At 66.5% G+C, this 15,793-nt stretch carries 13 protein-coding genes; 6 read left to right on the top strand and 7 right to left on the bottom strand.

Annotated elements, in window-relative coordinates:
• The first annotated feature begins 38 nt into the window (after nucleotides 1–38).
• Nucleotides 39–440 carry a hypothetical protein gene (locus AC3WLF_RS30400; protein ID WP_010809543.1) on the top strand — a complete coding sequence of 134 codons (402 nt, stop codon included), beginning with the start codon at nucleotides 39–41 and terminating at the stop codon, nucleotides 438–440.
• Nucleotides 441–458: 18 nt separating this feature from the next.
• Here AC3WLF_RS30400 and AC3WLF_RS30405 read toward each other — a convergent pair whose 3' ends face one another.
• From AC3WLF_RS30405 to AC3WLF_RS30430, 6 genes are all read right to left on the bottom strand, one after another.
• A complete protein-coding gene (locus AC3WLF_RS30405; protein ID WP_492317775.1) occupies nucleotides 459–1,079 on the bottom strand; it encodes a DUF2239 family protein in 621 nt (206 codons plus the stop codon).
• Nucleotides 1,080–1,160: 81 nt separating this feature from the next.
• Nucleotides 1,161–2,774 (bottom strand): ABC-F family ATP-binding cassette domain-containing protein, encoded by a 1,614-nt coding sequence (locus AC3WLF_RS30410; protein WP_492317776.1) that lies wholly within the window; start codon nucleotides 2,772–2,774, stop codon nucleotides 1,161–1,163.
• A 181-nt stretch (nucleotides 2,775–2,955) separates the two neighbouring features.
• Nucleotides 2,956–4,734 carry an alkaline phosphatase D family protein gene (locus AC3WLF_RS30415; RefSeq protein WP_492357407.1) on the bottom strand — a complete coding sequence of 593 codons (1,779 nt, stop codon included), beginning with the start codon at nucleotides 4,732–4,734 and terminating at the stop codon, nucleotides 2,956–2,958.
• Between the two features lie 327 nt (nucleotides 4,735–5,061).
• A complete protein-coding gene (locus AC3WLF_RS30420; protein WP_492351100.1) occupies nucleotides 5,062–6,096 on the bottom strand; it encodes a Zn-dependent oxidoreductase in 1,035 nt (344 codons plus the stop codon).
• A gap of 12 nt (nucleotides 6,097–6,108) precedes the next feature.
• Nucleotides 6,109–7,317, bottom strand: coding sequence for a D-mannonate dehydratase ManD (gene manD / locus AC3WLF_RS30425; protein ID WP_492317778.1), 1,209 nt, complete (start codon nucleotides 7,315–7,317; stop codon nucleotides 6,109–6,111).
• 19 nt (nucleotides 7,318–7,336) lie between these two features.
• Nucleotides 7,337–8,101, bottom strand: a complete 765-nt coding sequence (locus tag AC3WLF_RS30430; RefSeq protein WP_492351102.1) for a GntR family transcriptional regulator — start codon at nucleotides 8,099–8,101, stop codon at nucleotides 7,337–7,339.
• A 161-nt stretch (nucleotides 8,102–8,262) separates the two neighbouring features.
• On the opposite strand from AC3WLF_RS30430, the gene AC3WLF_RS30435 reads away from it, so the two are divergent.
• The 3 genes from AC3WLF_RS30435 (at nucleotide 8,263) to AC3WLF_RS30445 (ending at nucleotide 12,746) form a co-directional block, all read left to right on the top strand.
• Nucleotides 8,263–9,759 carry a mannitol dehydrogenase family protein gene (locus AC3WLF_RS30435; protein ID WP_492351103.1) on the top strand — a complete coding sequence of 499 codons (1,497 nt, stop codon included), beginning with the start codon at nucleotides 8,263–8,265 and terminating at the stop codon, nucleotides 9,757–9,759.
• 36 nt (nucleotides 9,760–9,795) lie between these two features.
• Nucleotides 9,796–10,815, top strand: a complete 1,020-nt coding sequence (locus AC3WLF_RS30440; protein ID WP_492317781.1) for a TRAP transporter substrate-binding protein — start codon at nucleotides 9,796–9,798, stop codon at nucleotides 10,813–10,815.
• Nucleotides 10,816–10,877: 62 nt separating this feature from the next.
• The gene (locus tag AC3WLF_RS30445) at nucleotides 10,878–12,746 is read left to right on the top strand and encodes a TRAP transporter large permease (RefSeq protein ID WP_492359252.1); all 1,869 of its coding nucleotides are present in this window, start codon (nucleotides 10,878–10,880) and stop codon (nucleotides 12,744–12,746) included.
• Nucleotides 12,747–12,825: 79 nt separating this feature from the next.
• On the opposite strand, the gene AC3WLF_RS30450 is transcribed toward AC3WLF_RS30445, so the two are convergent.
• A complete protein-coding gene (locus tag AC3WLF_RS30450) occupies nucleotides 12,826–13,362 on the bottom strand; it encodes a response regulator transcription factor (protein WP_492317783.1) in 537 nt (178 codons plus the stop codon).
• A 453-nt stretch (nucleotides 13,363–13,815) separates the two neighbouring features.
• Here AC3WLF_RS30450 and AC3WLF_RS30455 point away from each other — a divergent pair, with 453 nt between their 5' ends.
• Both AC3WLF_RS30455 and AC3WLF_RS30460 read left to right on the top strand, forming a co-directional pair.
• On the top strand, nucleotides 13,816–14,958 hold the full coding sequence (locus tag AC3WLF_RS30455) for a hypothetical protein (protein ID WP_492351105.1): 1,143 nt from the start codon (nucleotides 13,816–13,818) through the stop codon (nucleotides 14,956–14,958).
• A gap of 36 nt (nucleotides 14,959–14,994) precedes the next feature.
• Nucleotides 14,995–15,793 (top strand): hypothetical protein (locus AC3WLF_RS30460; RefSeq protein ID WP_492359253.1); only part of this gene is annotated, 799 nt, incomplete at its 3' end.

A 15,793-nucleotide genomic window follows, 5' to 3' on the forward strand; every position in this document is an offset into this window, starting at 1 on the left:
CGTCCCCGCTATCTTGCGGCCTTGTGGCCGCGCCCCACATGAACGCGCCGTTCCCTCTTCGCACGGAATGCCCGCCCGGCGCCTGTATCTGCGGGCGCGAAGCCTTGCTGAGTGACCCCAACGCCGACCTGCGCGTGCTGCGGCTCACCCGGGCCGAAGAAAAGCGGCTGGTCGAACGGCTTGAGCGCCTGACCAGCCTGGCTGAATTGCAGCGCATGGAAAGCCTGATGCAGACCCAGCTGGGCATCGTGCTGACCATCACCCCCAGCGCGCGCGGCGTGCGCACGGTGCGCGGCATCAGCATCCAGGTGCAGGAGCAGCCCGGCCTGTGCCGCAAGATCCGCCAGTCGATCCCAGCCGCCATCCGCCGCAGCATGGAAGAGCATCCCGAGATCGCCTATGCGATCGTGGATGCGCATGACCTGCTGGGCGGCATCTGACCAGGCCCGCGGAGCCGTTCAAGCGTTGCTGTCCGCAAGGCGCATCGCGTGCTCGCGGATATCCACCGGCCATGCCTCGAGCCGCTGCGCAAAGCCCGCCACATCGCCCGCGAACAAGGCCCGCGTGGCTTCCTCGAAACCGGGCAAATCCCCCGCCATCGCCACCATGAAGTGGTAGGCCCGTTCGCTGGCGCGGCGGCTGCGGTCCTTGTCCGCGTGGTCCCGGCGCGCCTGCTCGACCAGCTTGCGCAGGGCCACCGATGCCCCGCCTGGCTGGGCGGCCAGCCATTGCCAATGGCGCGGCAGCAGCGTCACCTCGCGCGACACCACGCCAAGCTTCGGGCGCCCGCGGCCCCGGGGCTCGGCCACGTCCGCCGCTTCATCGTTGTCGCCGGCTGGCAGCCGCACGGATTCGAGCTGTGCGGCGCGCTCGGCCGTCCGCTCAAGTACGGCGGCCTCGGTCCCGCTCGTATCCAGGTCGATCGAGCGCCCGGTGCCGTCGTCGAAAACCAGCACGGGTCTGCCCGCGCCGGCTTCCAGCGCGCGCTTGAGCGCCAGCGCATTGGCTTGCAGCGAACCAGTGGCGATACGCCGGTGGCCGTCGAAGGTGGTGTAGCTGTGAAGCGTTGCGTTGGTCATGGGGATGCCCCTGGGAGACGATTCCCGAATATTACCCGGATAAAATCCGATGGCAATATCATCCGGGTATAAATAGACCGCCTACCAGGGTTCCAGCTTCCACCCGTCCGGCGTTGCCGCCAGGCGATGGGTCAGCCCCAGGCTGCCCATGAACACATCGTCGTGGGACACCACCACCAGTGCGCCCTGATAGCCGCGCAGCATCGTCTCCACCGCCTGCACGGACGGCAGGTCCAGGTGGTTGCTGGGTTCATCGAACAACAGCAGCTGTGCCGGCGGATCGGCATACAAGGTACAAGCCAGCGCGGCCTTCAGGCGCTCGCCGCCGCTGAGCAGGCCGCTGGGCGCGGTGACCTTCTGCGCATCGAGATCCAGCAGCGCCAGCCGCGTGCGCAATGCCGCCTCCCCGGCGGTGTGGTTGGCAGCCAGCATCTGTTCGATGGTTGAGCGCTGCGGCAGCAGGCCGGCCAGTTGCTGGTCGAGGTAGGCGCGCTCGGCATGCACCGCGCAGCGGCCGGCAAGCGGCTGCAACTGGCCGGCCAGCAGCTTGAGCAAGGTGGATTTGCCGCAGCCATTGGGGCCGACGACGCCCACGCGCTGCTGGCCCGTCAGCATCAGGCTGATGCGGCGCGTGGCGGCCGGCACGAACGGCAGGTCGACCTCGTCCAGTTCAGCCACGCGGCGTTGCGCGGCCTGACTGACAGGCAACGCGAGCAATACGATCGCGGCATCGCCCTCCACCTGTTGCGCGGCGTCGTGCACGCGCGCATCGAGCGCTTCGCGCGTGGCGGCCTGCTGCAGGCGCAGCCTGCCCGCCGAGGCCTGGCTGCGCTCCTTCTGCCGGCCCAGCAGGATGCTGGCCTGGTTGGCATCGCGCGCCTGCCGGTTGCCACGGGCCTGCCGCCGCTCCTGGCGTTCACGCTGCGCACGCAGCGACTGTTCTTCCCGCTTGCGTTCGAGCTTGCGCTGATCCAGCTGCTGCAGGGCGTTCTCGCGCTCCTGCGCCTTGCATTGCGCATAGAACGAATAGCCGCCGCCATAACTGCGCAGTCCGAGCGACGACAGCTCGACCATGCGCGCCATGCCCTCCAGCAACTGCCGGTCATGGCTGACCACCAGCAGGCCGCGCTGCCAGCGTTGCAGTTGCGCGATCAGCGCCAGCCGGTTCGGCCGGTCCAGATGATTGCTGGGTTCGTCGAGGATCAGGAAATCGGCATCCGACAGCAACGCACCGGTCAGTGCCACGCGCACGGCTTCGCCGCCGCTCAGGGTGCTCGCCGGGGTGTCCGCCTGCAGATGGCCCAGGCCATTGCGCTCCAGCTCCTGCCGCAGCCGTTGTGGCATGTTCCAGTGCTCGCCGACGTCATCGAAGTCTTGCGCCGCGGTGCTGCCGGCCTCGATGCGCTGCAGCGCATCCAGCACCGATTGCACGCCAGCCAGCCCGGCCACCGACGTCTGCACGGCATGCGCGGCCTGCTGGGACAGGTAATGCACGCTGCCCGACCGCACGCAACGCCCCGCGGAGGGCTCCAGCTCCCCGCCCAGGATGCGTGCCAGCACGGACTTGCCGATACCGTTGCGCCCGACCAGGCCGGTGGGACGATCGTCGAATTGTTCGGACAGTTCAGAGAAGAGCGTCCGGCCGTCGGGCAGGACGTAGGAAACGCTTTCCAGCGTCAGCTTGGGATTTGACATGCGGGATTCCAGGGATGCCAGGAACTCCCCCTGCTTGGGGGCGGTGGAGACTGGCCGTCATGCAGACGGCGGCATCAATGGCGCATGGCTTGAATCCTCCGCGGATGGGGTTTGAATCGGCGAGGCATGGGCAAGCATGCCTGAACACGCCGCCCCGCCCTACTCTCTGACTCGATCCAGATTATAAGTTCACCGGATCGGTAGCCAGCAGGTGATTGGTGAACGCCGCCTTGGTCTCGCACCGCCACGTCGCCCACAGCTTGCAGCCGTTCGGGTTGTCCGTGCCCCGGTCCACCTCGATCGCAAGCCAGTTCCTGGCCGGCATCACGTACCGGTTGGATCCGGGAAAGAGCATCATTTCCGCGGACAGGTTGACATCAAGCGCCTGCTTCGACTGAGCGACGTTGTTCAGCACATGGAAGAACAGACGCTCCATGACCCCGACCAGCGAGGGATGCACCACGGCAGTACTGGTCAGCTGCTGTATCTGCGCCCAGTTGTCCTTCGGCCCCACATCTTTCCTGTAGGCGACACCCCAGGCCGCGACATGGACATCGCCAGAGATGATCGTGACCCGCAGCTGCTTCTGGCTGGCGGTCTTGAGCAAGGTCTCCACCAGGCGCTTCCTCTCGCCCTCGTGGTCGTCGTGGGTCCAGTGGTCCTTGAGGTCATCGGCACTGCTGTCGAGCACATGATCCTGGCCAAAGTTGTCCAGGAAGGCTTCGGCCAGCGACAGCTTGGGATGCACCACGGGCACGGAAGACATCAGCAGCAGGTGCTGGCAATTGATGCCGCCAGGGTTGGCGGCGTGGCCCGATTCGATCCCCGACAGCCACCGCTGCAGTGCGCCCCAGGTACCGGGTCCAAGCACCTGTTCCTGGGATCGTTCGGTCCTCAGGTCGGCAACGATCAGGCCGACTGGGCCAGCCGAATGCGCGAACGTGAACCCCGGCTGCTCGTCCAGCAACGGCAGCGCAAGCTTGTCGCCGGACAGCACCTGAGACCACTTGACCGGCTCGAACAATGGATCGTCAGACCGGACCCTGACGTCAGTGCGCGGCACCAGGTCGGGAAGCTGTTCGACACCATGCTGCATCTGGAAGACCCAGAAGGCCCGGCGCGCATGGAAGAACAGCCGCTGGAACAACGGACTGCGCTGCATCTCGGAGCTATAGGAACCCCAGCCGTCGAAGATGTCATGGTCATCCCACATCATCACCGTGGGGATCCGTGCCATGGCCTGGGCAGCATCGAGCGGCTTGTCTGCGCTACCCCATCCTGACCTTGCATGAGGCAGCCAGCGCGCGCTGTAGTGCTTGAAATAGTAGTCCTCGATTTCCTTCTCGAGGTCAGCGTCCACCGGGTACTGCAGCTGCTCCTCGCGCGTCAGCCCGATCCAGCGCTTCAGCAGCTTGAGGTCTTCCCAGATCGAATCGAAGTAGATCTGGTCGCCGCCCATCAGCATCAGATGGAAGCGCTGGTTGCCCTGGTCATGGGTACGCGCCTCGTGCCAGAGCTGCTCCTTGTCCAGCTCATAGCCTGCCGGACGGATGTCCTTGTCGTGGTTGCACAGCAAGTCCGCCCATACCGCATTCTCAGCCTTGACCAGCTTGCGCATGCCGCTCGGGTCGGAGAATCCGTTGCACGAAACATAGGCCATGCGCGGCGCGTAGCCCTTGCCGGGCACGGTAAAGTGCCACGCTTCCCCGACACCTTCGATGCTGTACGGTACCCGCCGTTCGTTCTTGCGCAGCTTGCAGGACAAGTCGTAGCGCAGATAGGTGTGGCCCGCATGCTGCAGCAGGATCACCGGCTTGCCGGCCTTGCGGCCCTCCACGGTGACCTGAGGAACCCTGGCTTGATCTTCGATGCCGATGAGCGCCGTCACCTTCCATGAGCCATCCGTTCCGAGGCCACGAAACGACAGCACGGGTCCGAGCAGTAGCTTGCTCATTGCGATGGTCTCCCTTTGGTCACCTTTTGTTGTTCGCCCGCGGGCTGCACTGGCGCGATCGCCGCGCAAAGCCCGGCGCCGGCAATGGGACGCCGGCCATGCCGGGGACATAAGGTGAACGAAGAGAGAATGCGCGTCAAGCGCCACCTGCTGATTACGCAAGGGTCGGCGCTTCAGACACCCCGCCCTGTGAGCCGCGCCAACGTCTGTTCCAGCTCGCGACGATCCGCCTGCCGCCTGGCTGCCGAGCGCTGGGCCAGGTTATGCAAGTTGCGCCGTACGCCCGGCAACTCACCTGCGTGAGGAAACCCGATGAGCCCGAAGTCCGCCATGTCAGCCACCATGACCAAAGTCAAGCAGCACCTTGCAGCATTCGCCCGGATTGCCCTCGGCCAGTGCAAAGGCGCCGACAACATCGCGAAAATCGACGTGGTGCGTGACAATTTGCCCGGGATTGACCAGGTCTTTCGCGATCCAGTCAATCACCGTCGGGAACATCGCGCAGTTAAGCCGCGAGGCATACAGCGTCAATTCCTTCTTGGTGAGTTCCTGTTGCGGGATCGCCGATGGCGTCGGCGAAAAGCCCAATACCCCGATACGCCCGGCCGGTGCCGCAATGCGCACGGCCTCCTCCAGGATGGCCGGATGGCATACGGCATCGAAGATCAGTGTCGGACCGCCTTCCACGCCTCGCGCCGCCAGCGCCTGTTCGATGGGTTCGCGCGCGGTGTTGATGACCTCGTCCTCTCCGGCACCGCATTGCCGCGCGAGCGCGAGGCGCTCGTCGAGGTGATCCGTGATGTAGGCGCGGAGGCCATGGACGCGCTTGAGGACCTGCATCAGGTTGAGGCCGACCGGCCCCGCGCCATAGATCAATGCCACATCCTGCGCAAGCACGCCGGTGCGGTGCGTGACATTGGCCGCCACCGCGAACGGCTCGATCACCGAAGCGCTGGCTTCGGGCATGCCGTCCGGAATCACATAGGCATTGCGGGCCGGCACGCAGGCGTACTCGCTGAAGCCGCCGTCGCGGTGCACCCCGATCACCTGGAGCCGGCTACACACGTTCTGGCGGCCGATCCGGCATGCATGGCATTGTCCGCAGCTGATGACCGGATCCGCCACCACGCGCTGGCCGATGCGCGACGCATCAACCCCGGCACCCACGGCATCGATGGTGCCGACGAACTCGTGGCCGATGACGCGCGGATACGCCACGAACGGATTGTGACCGCGGAAGATATGCAGGTCGGAACCGCAGATGCCGGCATAGCGCACGCGTACGCGCACCTCGCCGGCAGCGGGCTCCGGCATTGGCCGCTCGCACACGGCCATGCTGTTGGGTTCTTCGACAACAATGCTGAGCATCGGAAACTCCGGCTACCAGTGCCACATCGAGCCATCCGCCAGCCGCGCAACCGGCAGGTAGGCACGTTCGTAGGGATACTTTGCGGCCAGTGCTTCGTCGATATCGACACCAAGGCCCGGCACCTCGTCCATGACCAGGTAGCCGTCTTCGAAGCGGTAGTTGTGGGGAAAGACCGCATCAGTCAGTTCGCTGTGCGGCATCAGCTCCTGGATGCCGAAGTTGGGCGCCCACAGGCCGAAGTTGACCGCGGCCGCCATGCACACCGGCGACAGGTCGGTCGCCCCATGGAACCCAGTCCGCACCTGGTACATGGCTGCGAAGTCCGCGATTCGCCGCACATGGGTAATGCCGCCCGCATGCACGATGGTGGCGCGGATGTAGTCGACCAGTTGCTCGCTGATCAGCGTCTTGCAGTCCCAGACCGAGTTGAAGACCTCCCCCACCGCCAGCGGCGTCGTGGTGTGCTGGCGGATCAGCCGGAACGCCTCCTGGTTCTCTGCCGGCGTGGCGTCTTCCAGCCAGAACAGGCTGAAGGGCTCAAGTTCCTTGCCGAGCCGCGCGGCCTCGATCGGCGTCAGGCGATGGTGGGCGTCGTGCAGCAGGTGGGGCCCGAAACCCACGGCATCGCGCACCTTGCGGAACAGTTCGGGCGTATGGCGCAGGTAGAGCGATGTATCCCAGGGCTCTTCCGGCGGCAGGCCTTTCTCGGCAGGCTCGTAATGGCCGCCACCCTTGCCCACGCCATACACCTTGCCCAGGCCGGGCACGCCGGACTGCACGCGGATGGCCTTGTAGCCCTGCTCCACATGACGCTGCACGGCCTCCACGGCCTCGGCGTGGTCGCGTCCGTTGGCGTGGCCATACACCATCAGCCCTTGCCGGCTTCTGCCGCCCAGCAACTGGTACACCGGCATGCCGGCCAACTTGCCCTTGATATCCCACAAGGCCATGTCGATGGCGGCGATGGCGGTCATCGTGACCGGGCCGCGGCGCCAGTAGGCGCCGCGATACAGGTATTGCCAGATGTCTTCGATGTTGCGGGGATCGCGCCCGATCAGGCACGGGATCACGTGCTCGTCCAGATAGGCCTGGACCGCCAGTTCCCGTCCGTTGAGCGTGGCATCGCCCAGGCCATGGACGCCTTCATCCGTCATCACCTTGACGGTGACAAAGTTGCGTCCCGGACAGGTGACAATGGTCTGTACAGATTCGATCTTCAAGTCGCGTTCCCCCGCGAGGTCAGTCAGTGAAATAGCTCTCCGGCGCCTGCTTGCGCAACGCCTGGAGATGCTCGGTGATGTGGTTGATGTGCGCAGCGACGCTGGCCCCGAGGCCCGCGACATCGCGCGCCGCCATCTGCGCCAGCATCTGCTCGTGCTCCTGCAGCGCGCGGCTGGCGTGGTCGGCCACCCGGCCCAGCAGCAGCCAGCGCACCCGGTCGAAATGCCGCTTGATGGGCTCGAGCATGGCCCACACGTTGTGCCTGCCCGCAAACTCGAACAGCCTGCGGTGCATCAGTTCATCCAGCTCCGAGAACAAATCGGTCTGGTTGCTGGCGACGGCGGCGCGCTGGCGCTCGACGATGCTGCCGAATTCCGCCAGTTGCTCGCTCGTGATGGACAGCGCCAGTTGCACGTGATTGGCGCACTCCAGCGTGCAGCGCACGAAGCGCCCCTCTTCGATCAGCGAAGTGCGCACCGGCGCGACGATGGTGCCGACCTGCCGGTAGATCTGCACCAGCTGCTCGTCGGCCAGCATGGCCAGCGCTTCACGCACCGGCGTGCGGCTGACTTCGATCGCCTGGGAGATCGCCGCCTCCGACAGCGCCATGCGCGGGGGCAGCGTGCCGCGCACGATGGCTCGCTGCAGCATCGCATGGACCTGGGCGGTGTAGGAACGGTCCTTTTCCAGCTGGAATCCAGCCAGTGCACGGGCCAGGACCTCTTCGGCATTGAAGGCTTCCTGGGAATTTTCGCGAACAAGCGAGATACGGGAGGCGCGCATTTGGGGTCGGTTATTTGTGTGTTACTGCCATGGTAGCACGTCGACGTTTTCCCCATGATTCGGCGTAAACCCGCATGGATTCGCCAATTACTCGACGCTACAGTGCACAAAACCGCCGCACTACCATGGCAGTAAACATAGAAATGTGATCCTTTGTCGATATGCAGCCCATTTCCGCCACGGCAGCACGCCATCAGCGCCTCTCACAAGAAGCCCTTCTCAAGGTGCGTGCCGGGGTCGAGCGTCCTCGCTACGATCGCTCCGGCCTGGGCCGGGGCATCGTGCATCTGGGTCTGGGTGCATTCCACCGCGCCCACCAGGCGCTGTACACCGAAGCCGCCCTGGCGCAGGGCGATACCCGGTGGGGAATCATCGGCGTCAGCTTGCGCAGCCCCGCCACGGGCAACACGCTGCAAGCCCAGGACCATCTCTATTCGGTCACCGAGCGCCATGGCGATGCCAGCCACACACGGATCGTCGGTGCCGTGGTTGCATCGCTGTATGCGCCGCAGGCCCTGCAGCAGGTGATCGACGCCATCGCTGACCCGGCCGTCACCGTCGTCACCAGCACCGTGACCGAGAAAGGCTACAGCCAGCATCCGTCCACGACCGGGCTCGACCTCGGCGATGAAGACATCCGCCACGACCTGGCCAACCCGGAGCGCCCCCGCAGCACCCTCGGCATCCTTGCGGCGGGCATACGCCGCCGGCCGCGCGGCGCCCCGCTCAGCGTGGTGTGCTGCGACAACATGGCGGGCAACGGCGACACCTTGCGTCGGCTGCTTGCACAGTTCGCGGCGCTGTCCGATCCAGACCTGGCACGGCGCATCGAGGACGAGATCGCACTGCCCAATTCGATGGTCGACCGGATCGTGCCGGCCGCCAGCACAGCATCGCTCGACCTGGCCAGCCGGCTGCTCGGCGTGCGCGACGAAGCCGCCGTCGTGTGCGAGCCCTTCACGCAATGGGTCATCGAAGACCGTTTTGCGGGGCCACGGCCCGCATGGGAAGCCGGTGGCGCGCTGCTGACGACCGATGTCCGGCCTTACCAGGCGATGAAGCTGCGCCTGCTCAACGGCACCCATTCGGCAATGGCCTATGCCGGTCAGCTTGGAGGATTTGCCAGCATCGCAGACGTCATGGCGAATCCCGCTGCCGCCGCATTCGCGCGGGGCGTGATGCAAGACTTGCGCGCCACCGTTGCGGCGCCGCCAGGCTATGACGTCGACCGCTACTGTCGCGACCTGCTGCATCGCTTCGAGAATACCGCCCTCGCCCACCTGACCGCGCAGATCGCGACGGATGGCACGCAGAAGATCCCCGTGCGCTGGCTGCCCGCCTTGCGCGAAAGCTGCAGCGCGGGCGTCGAACGGCAATTCCTTGAGCGTGCGCTGGCGATGTGGCTGCATTACCTGCGAACCGGCCGCAGCGACCACGGCGAGGTACTTGCGATCAGCGACCCCGGCGCCGGCGCATTGGCCGAGCGCCTGCGCAGCGCAGGCTGCGACGCCGATGCCGTGCGCCAGGCGCTCGGCCATGCCGCCGTCTTTGGCACCACGCCGTGGCCTGCGCCCCTTGCCGCCCGCCTTGCCGCTTACCTGGCGGTACTGGCAAACCGCGGCGCGGCGGCATTGCTGTCCATGCCGCCGCGCCAATAAGGCGCCAGATCTTTCGATACAGGAGCACACATCACCATGACCTTCTCCCTGACACGCCGCCAGTTCGGCGCCTTGGCCGCCGGCAGTCTCGCGCTCGCATTGCCGGTACGTCACGGCTTTGCCCAGGGCGCCAGCATCCGGCTCAAATACGGCACGGCGTTTCCTGCGGACCACCCGGGCACACTGCGCATCAAGGAAGCGGCAGAGGCCATCCGCAAGGACACCAGCGGCAAGGTGGATCTCCAGGTGTATCCCGCCAGCCAGTTGGGCAGCGAGCCCGACATGATCTCGCAGACCCGCGCCGGAGCCATGGATTTCATGTCCACTGCCGGCACCAACCTGCAGACGCTGGTGCCGACCGCCGGCATCAACGGCGTCGCCTTTGCCTTCAAGGACTACGCCACGGTCTGGGCGGCCATGGATGGCGACGTCGGGGCGCACGTGCGGGCAGCGCTGGGCAAGGTCAACCTGCACGTGTTCGACAAGTGCCTGGACAACGGCTACCGCAATATCACCTCGGCCAGCCGGCCGGTTCAGACCCCTGCGGACCTGAAGGGCTTCAAGATCCGCGTGCCCGGCATCCCGCTCTGGATCTCGATGTTCAAGGCGCTTGGCGCCTCGCCGACCGCCATTCCGTTCGGCGAGCTCTACTCCGCGCTGCAGACGCGAGTGGTGGACGGCCAGGAAAACCCGCTCGCCCTGATCCGCAGCGCCAAGCTCTATGAAGTCCAGAAGTTCTGCTCGCTCACCGCGCATACCTGGGATGGCCACTTCATCTTCGGCAACGCCAGGAAATTCCAGGCGCTGCCGAAGGAAGTGCAGGCGACCATCGCCACCCATTTCAACAGCGCGGCGCTGCGCCAGCGTGAAGACATCGCCAGGCTGAATGTCGATGCGCAGGCGGAACTGGGCAAGCTGGGCATCACGCTGAACCGGCCCGATCCCACGCCTTTCCGCCAGTTGCTGCAAAGCGCCGGCTTCTACACCGAGTGGAAGAAGAAGTACGGCGACGAAGCCTGGGCCAGGCTCGAGAAATACGCGGGCCGCCTGGCCTGACGCCATACCACCACACTGAACGAGAAGCCGCGCCTCAGCGCGTGCCGCATGGAGACACGACGATGGAGCACACTGCCGAAACCTTCGCTGCCGCACCGCAGGAACCAGGCGCCGCCCTTGCCTTCTGGGGCCGCGCCATGCGCTGGGTCGTGGAGATTCCGGCCGCGCTGATCGTGCTTGCCGAGATCGCCATCCTGGGCGGTGGTGCGTTCGCGCGCTATGTCCTGCATGCGCCCATCCCCTGGACCGATGAACTGGCCAGCATGCTGTTCCTCTGGCTGGCAATGCTAGGCGCCATCATTGCGCTGCAGCGCAGCGCGCACATGCAGCTGACCACCTTCATCAAGGACCTGGCACCGGCCAGGCGCGCGTGGCTCGATGCCTTCGGCATGTGGCTGGTAGTGGCGTTCCTGCTGATGCTGGTCTGGCCGGCCTACGAGCACCTGAGTGAACACATCGAGGTCTCGTCGCCAACGCTGGAGATCAGTGAAGGCTATCGCTCCGCGGCGGTGCTCGCCGGCGCGCTGCTGATGCTGGCGACGGCCGTCATCCGGCTGGTCCCGCAGGCCGACTGGAAGCGGGTTCTCGTCAGCGGCGTGGCGGTGGGCGTGATCGGGGCAATATTGTGGGCCTTGTCCCCGGTGCTGACAGAACTCGGCAACATCAACCTGGTGATCTTCTTCCTGCTGATGCTGGTGGCATGCGTCGCCATTGGCGTGCCGATCGCCTTTGCCTTCGGCCTGGCCACCATGTGCTACCTGGCCTTCACCACCACGACCCCGCTGTCGATCGTCCCGAACCGCATGCAGGAAGGCATGTCGCACCTGATCCTGCTCGCCGTGCCGCTCTTTGTCTTCCTGGGCGCGTTGATCGAGATGACCGGACTGGCGCGCGCAATGATCAGCTTCCTCGCCAACCTGATCGGGCATGTACGCGGCGGCCTGCAGTACGTGCTGCTCGGCGCCATGTATATCGTGTCCGGCATCTCCGGCGCAAAGGCAGCCGACATGGCCGCGGTCGCGCCCGCGCTGTTCCCGGAAATGAAGCAGCGCGGCGCCAGGGACGGCGACCTGATCGGATTGTTGTCGGCGTCCGGCGCGATGTCCGAAACGATCCCGCCCAGCATCGTGCTGATCACGGTGGGATCGGTCACCGGCGTGTCGATCACCTCGCTCTTCATCGGCGGCCTGATGCCGGCGGCGGTGGGCCTGGTCATGATGGCCTGCGTGGTCTGGTTCCAGGCGCGCAAGGAAGACATGAGCACGGTGGTACGCCCTACGCGCGCCGTGATCGTGAAATCGCTGCTGGTGGCCCTGCCGGCCCTGGCCTTGCCCGTGATCATCCGCACCGCGGTAGTGGAAGGCGTGGCCACCGCGACCGAAGTGTCCACCATCGGCATCTTCTACGCAGTGCTCGCCGGCATCTTCGTCTACCGGCGCTTCCACTGGCGCAGCATCTACCCGATGCTGGTCGATACCGCTGCGCTGTCCGGCGCGATCCTGCTGATCGTCGGCTGCGCCACCACCATGGCGTGGGCACTGACGCAATCGGGCTTTGCCGACGACCTGGTGAAGATCATGTCCGCCGTGCCGGGCGGCAAGACCGGATTCCTGCTGGTGTCGGCGCTGGCATTCGTCCTGCTCGGCAGCCTGCTTGAAGGCATCCCGGCCATCGTGCTGTTCGGCCCGCTGCTGTTCCCGATCGCAAAGATCGTCGGCGTGCATGAAGTCCACTACGCCATGGTGGTGATCTTCGCCATGGGCCTGGGCCTGTTTGCGCCACCGTTCGGCGTCGGCTTCTACGCGGCTTGCGCCATCGGGCGGGTTTCGCCTGACGTGGCCATGCCGCGGGTCTGGCCGCACATGGCGGCGCTGCTGGTGGCCTTGCTGCTGCTGACGCTGGTGCCTTGGTTCTCGATCGGGTTCCTGTGAATGCAGTCTTTCGTGCACCCCTCGATGTCTGCCTGAAAATTCGTGTCGTCCCTTCCGGTTAGCCGATACCGGACCGCTGTCAGGTTTGGGCGCCGTCCGCGCCTCCAGCGCATGCCTGCATATAGCAGAACACCATCGCCGCGCGCGAACGGACGCCGAGTTTGCAGTAGATCGTCTTGAGATACGAGCGGACGGTAAATTCGCTGATATGAAGCCGGCCCGCGATCTGCTTAGTCAAATAGCCCATGCAGACGAGTTGCACGATCTGCAGTTCGCGCACGGTCAACACGCTTCGCACATCGGGGACGGCGGGACGCGGCTCGCCGGCCGGCAGCGGCGCGGCCGCCGGCACGGCCACCGGATCAGCGATCAGGGCGTAATAGTTCCCCTCGAACTCGAACTGGGTAATCTCGCCTTCCCCGTACGCCCCCCCGCGTGGCGCACGCAGGCCGCCTACCTGCAGCAACCGACATCGCCGGCCGCCCAGTTCGACCTCGCAGACCTCTCTCCCCCAACTGCCCGACCGGATTGCCGCCGCCCCGTACCCGGCCGTGGGCAAATCCCCTAATGCGCTGTACGGTGCCAGCAGCGCGCCCCGGCGGAATCTGTGAAGCATGGTTTTTCCTTCTTGTCGTTCCGCCTGGCAACACGACGACGAGCGAACGGCACGCCGGATGCCCGCATGACGGCACAGCTCAACTGCCGGCTTCGAGTCCGCATTCGTATCCATGCGCGCTGACAAGCTGCGTTCCCTGAGTCATGCTGCAGTGCCCCCGCTGCACTTTTCCCTGACACAGGCCGCTCGAAACTTCTTTGTTTTGGCATATGGCCGGTGACTTTGCAAGGAAAAAGCGAGAGCGCAAGCAGGCTACCCCATTCCGGCTACGGCAAGTCGGCACGCCCCGCCTTGCGGGCCCGTTGTGCCGTACCCCGATGCGCCGGTCCTGTCGCGCCCGGCCGGTCGCGCGAATCCCGCCGTGCCAGAGGCATCGGGCGATGCGGCGGGCACCTCGCCGCATCTAGAGTGGCCATGACAGCGGCATGACACACGGCCGCGTGGAGGCATGCGATGAGCGACCAATTCGACAATGACCTGATGGAAGACCTCGGCGTGGACGAATACGCCAGTAGCACGGACTACGGCGACACGGCCGACGACGCCGCCGATCATGCCGGGCTGCAATCGGGCTTCGCGCGGACCGCGTCCCCGTTTGACCAGGACGGGGGCGACGATGCTTTCACGGACGAGACAGATTCGGCCGATATGGCGGCCGCGCAAGACACCGACATCGGCGACCACATCGACCAGATGGCCGTATGGAACGCCTTCGAGGAAGAAGTAGCCGACGGCCTCGACGCCGCCGACGACGACGAATTTCTCGGCCGCCTGCTGGGCGGCCTCGGCCGCGCGGCCGGGGTGATAAGCCGCCAGGCCGGACGCATGCAGGGCGTCGCACGAAGGGCGGGCCGCGTGGCGGGACAGGTGGGCCGGGTGGCGCAGGCTGCTTCCCCCACCGCCAACGCGGCGGCCGCCCTTGCGCGCATGCTGGGCACGCCGAACCTTGCGCGCGGCCTGCAAACCGCTGGCCGCCTTGCCGGGGACGTCAGCCACGCGGCGCGCCAGGCGCGCCGGCAGGCGGGCACCTTCGGCACCCTTGGCGGCGGCACGCAGGACATGCTCGCGCAGATCAGCCAACTGCTCGCCTCGCAGGCCAGCGCGAGCCAAGGCATGGACGCGATGATCGATCTCTATGCCAACGACGGCATCGACGAGGCCCTGCCCGCAGCGGTGGCGCTCGCCACGCGCGCCGCCGCGCGCGGACTCGGCCTGTCAAATGTGGCGCAACTATCGGCCGCGGGCCGGCGGCAACTCGTGCGCGGCGTCGCCAGCGCGGCACGCGAACTGGTGCGCGCAGGCGGACCCGGGGCCACACGCGCCCTGGCACCGCTGGCGCGCGCCGCCACCCGCGTCGCACGCCAACGCCAGCAACCGCCGAACCAGGCCGCGCGGGCGCTGCGCCGTGGGCTGCCCCAGGCCGCGCGCCGCGTCGTCGCCAATCCCCGCATGCTCGATCGCCTGGCGCAACCCGCTCCCCCTGCGCCGATGGCCCGCCCCACAGGCATCGGCCGCGGCGTGCGCACCATCCGGCAGAGAAGAGCCCGGACCTTCCACTTCGGCGGACCTGTGACGCTGACGGTCGCACCCCGCTGAGCCAATCAACTTGAGCCGCACACCAAGGAGCACACCATGGACCGATTCGAGGCCGATGTAATGGACGAGCTGATGGATGAAGCCGCCGAGGGCCCCACTCGAGGCAGCGCGATGGACCTGATGCACGACGACGGGTACGACGAATCCGACGAGGGCAACGACAGCTACGACGAATGGGATGAAGGCGAGGACAACTTCGTCGGCCGCGTGCTCGCAGGCGGCGCGACCCAGTATGACGAAGGCGAGGACGAGGGCGATACCTACGAGGACGTGGACGGCATCGACTCCGTCGACGAATACGAGGCCGCCTACGACGAACTGGACGGCATGGAGGACGCCGTGGCCGATGCCATGGAAGCCGGTGACGCCGACGAGTTCTTCCGCCGCCTGCGGCGCATGGCGAGCGGCGCGGTCAATGTCGCGCGCCGCGTTGGGCAAGGCATTGGGCAGGCCGCGCGTGTGGTGGGACCGATCGCCAGCATGATTCCTCTTCCACAAGCGCAGCTGATCGGGCGCATCGCCAATGTGGCCGGGCGCATGCTCGCCGACGGCGCCGACGAGTATGAGACCTTCGACGAACTGGTGGATGGACTCGACGAGGATGCGATCGACGCCGCCGCGCCGGTGCTGGCCGGCATGGTGCTCCGCCGCGCCCTCCCCTCGGTCGCGCGCGCCGCGCCCGCCGTGCGTCGCGCCGCGGTGCGCGGCGTGGCCCAGGCGGTGCGAACGGCCACCCGCACCAGCGGCGCCCCCGCGGCACGCGCGGTTGCACGCGCGGTGCGCGCCACGCAACGCACAGTGCAGGCGCGCCAGTTGCCGCCGCGCGCCGCTGTGC

The sequence above is a fragment of the Cupriavidus sp. FW306-01-F10A genome (assembly GCF_058782785.1).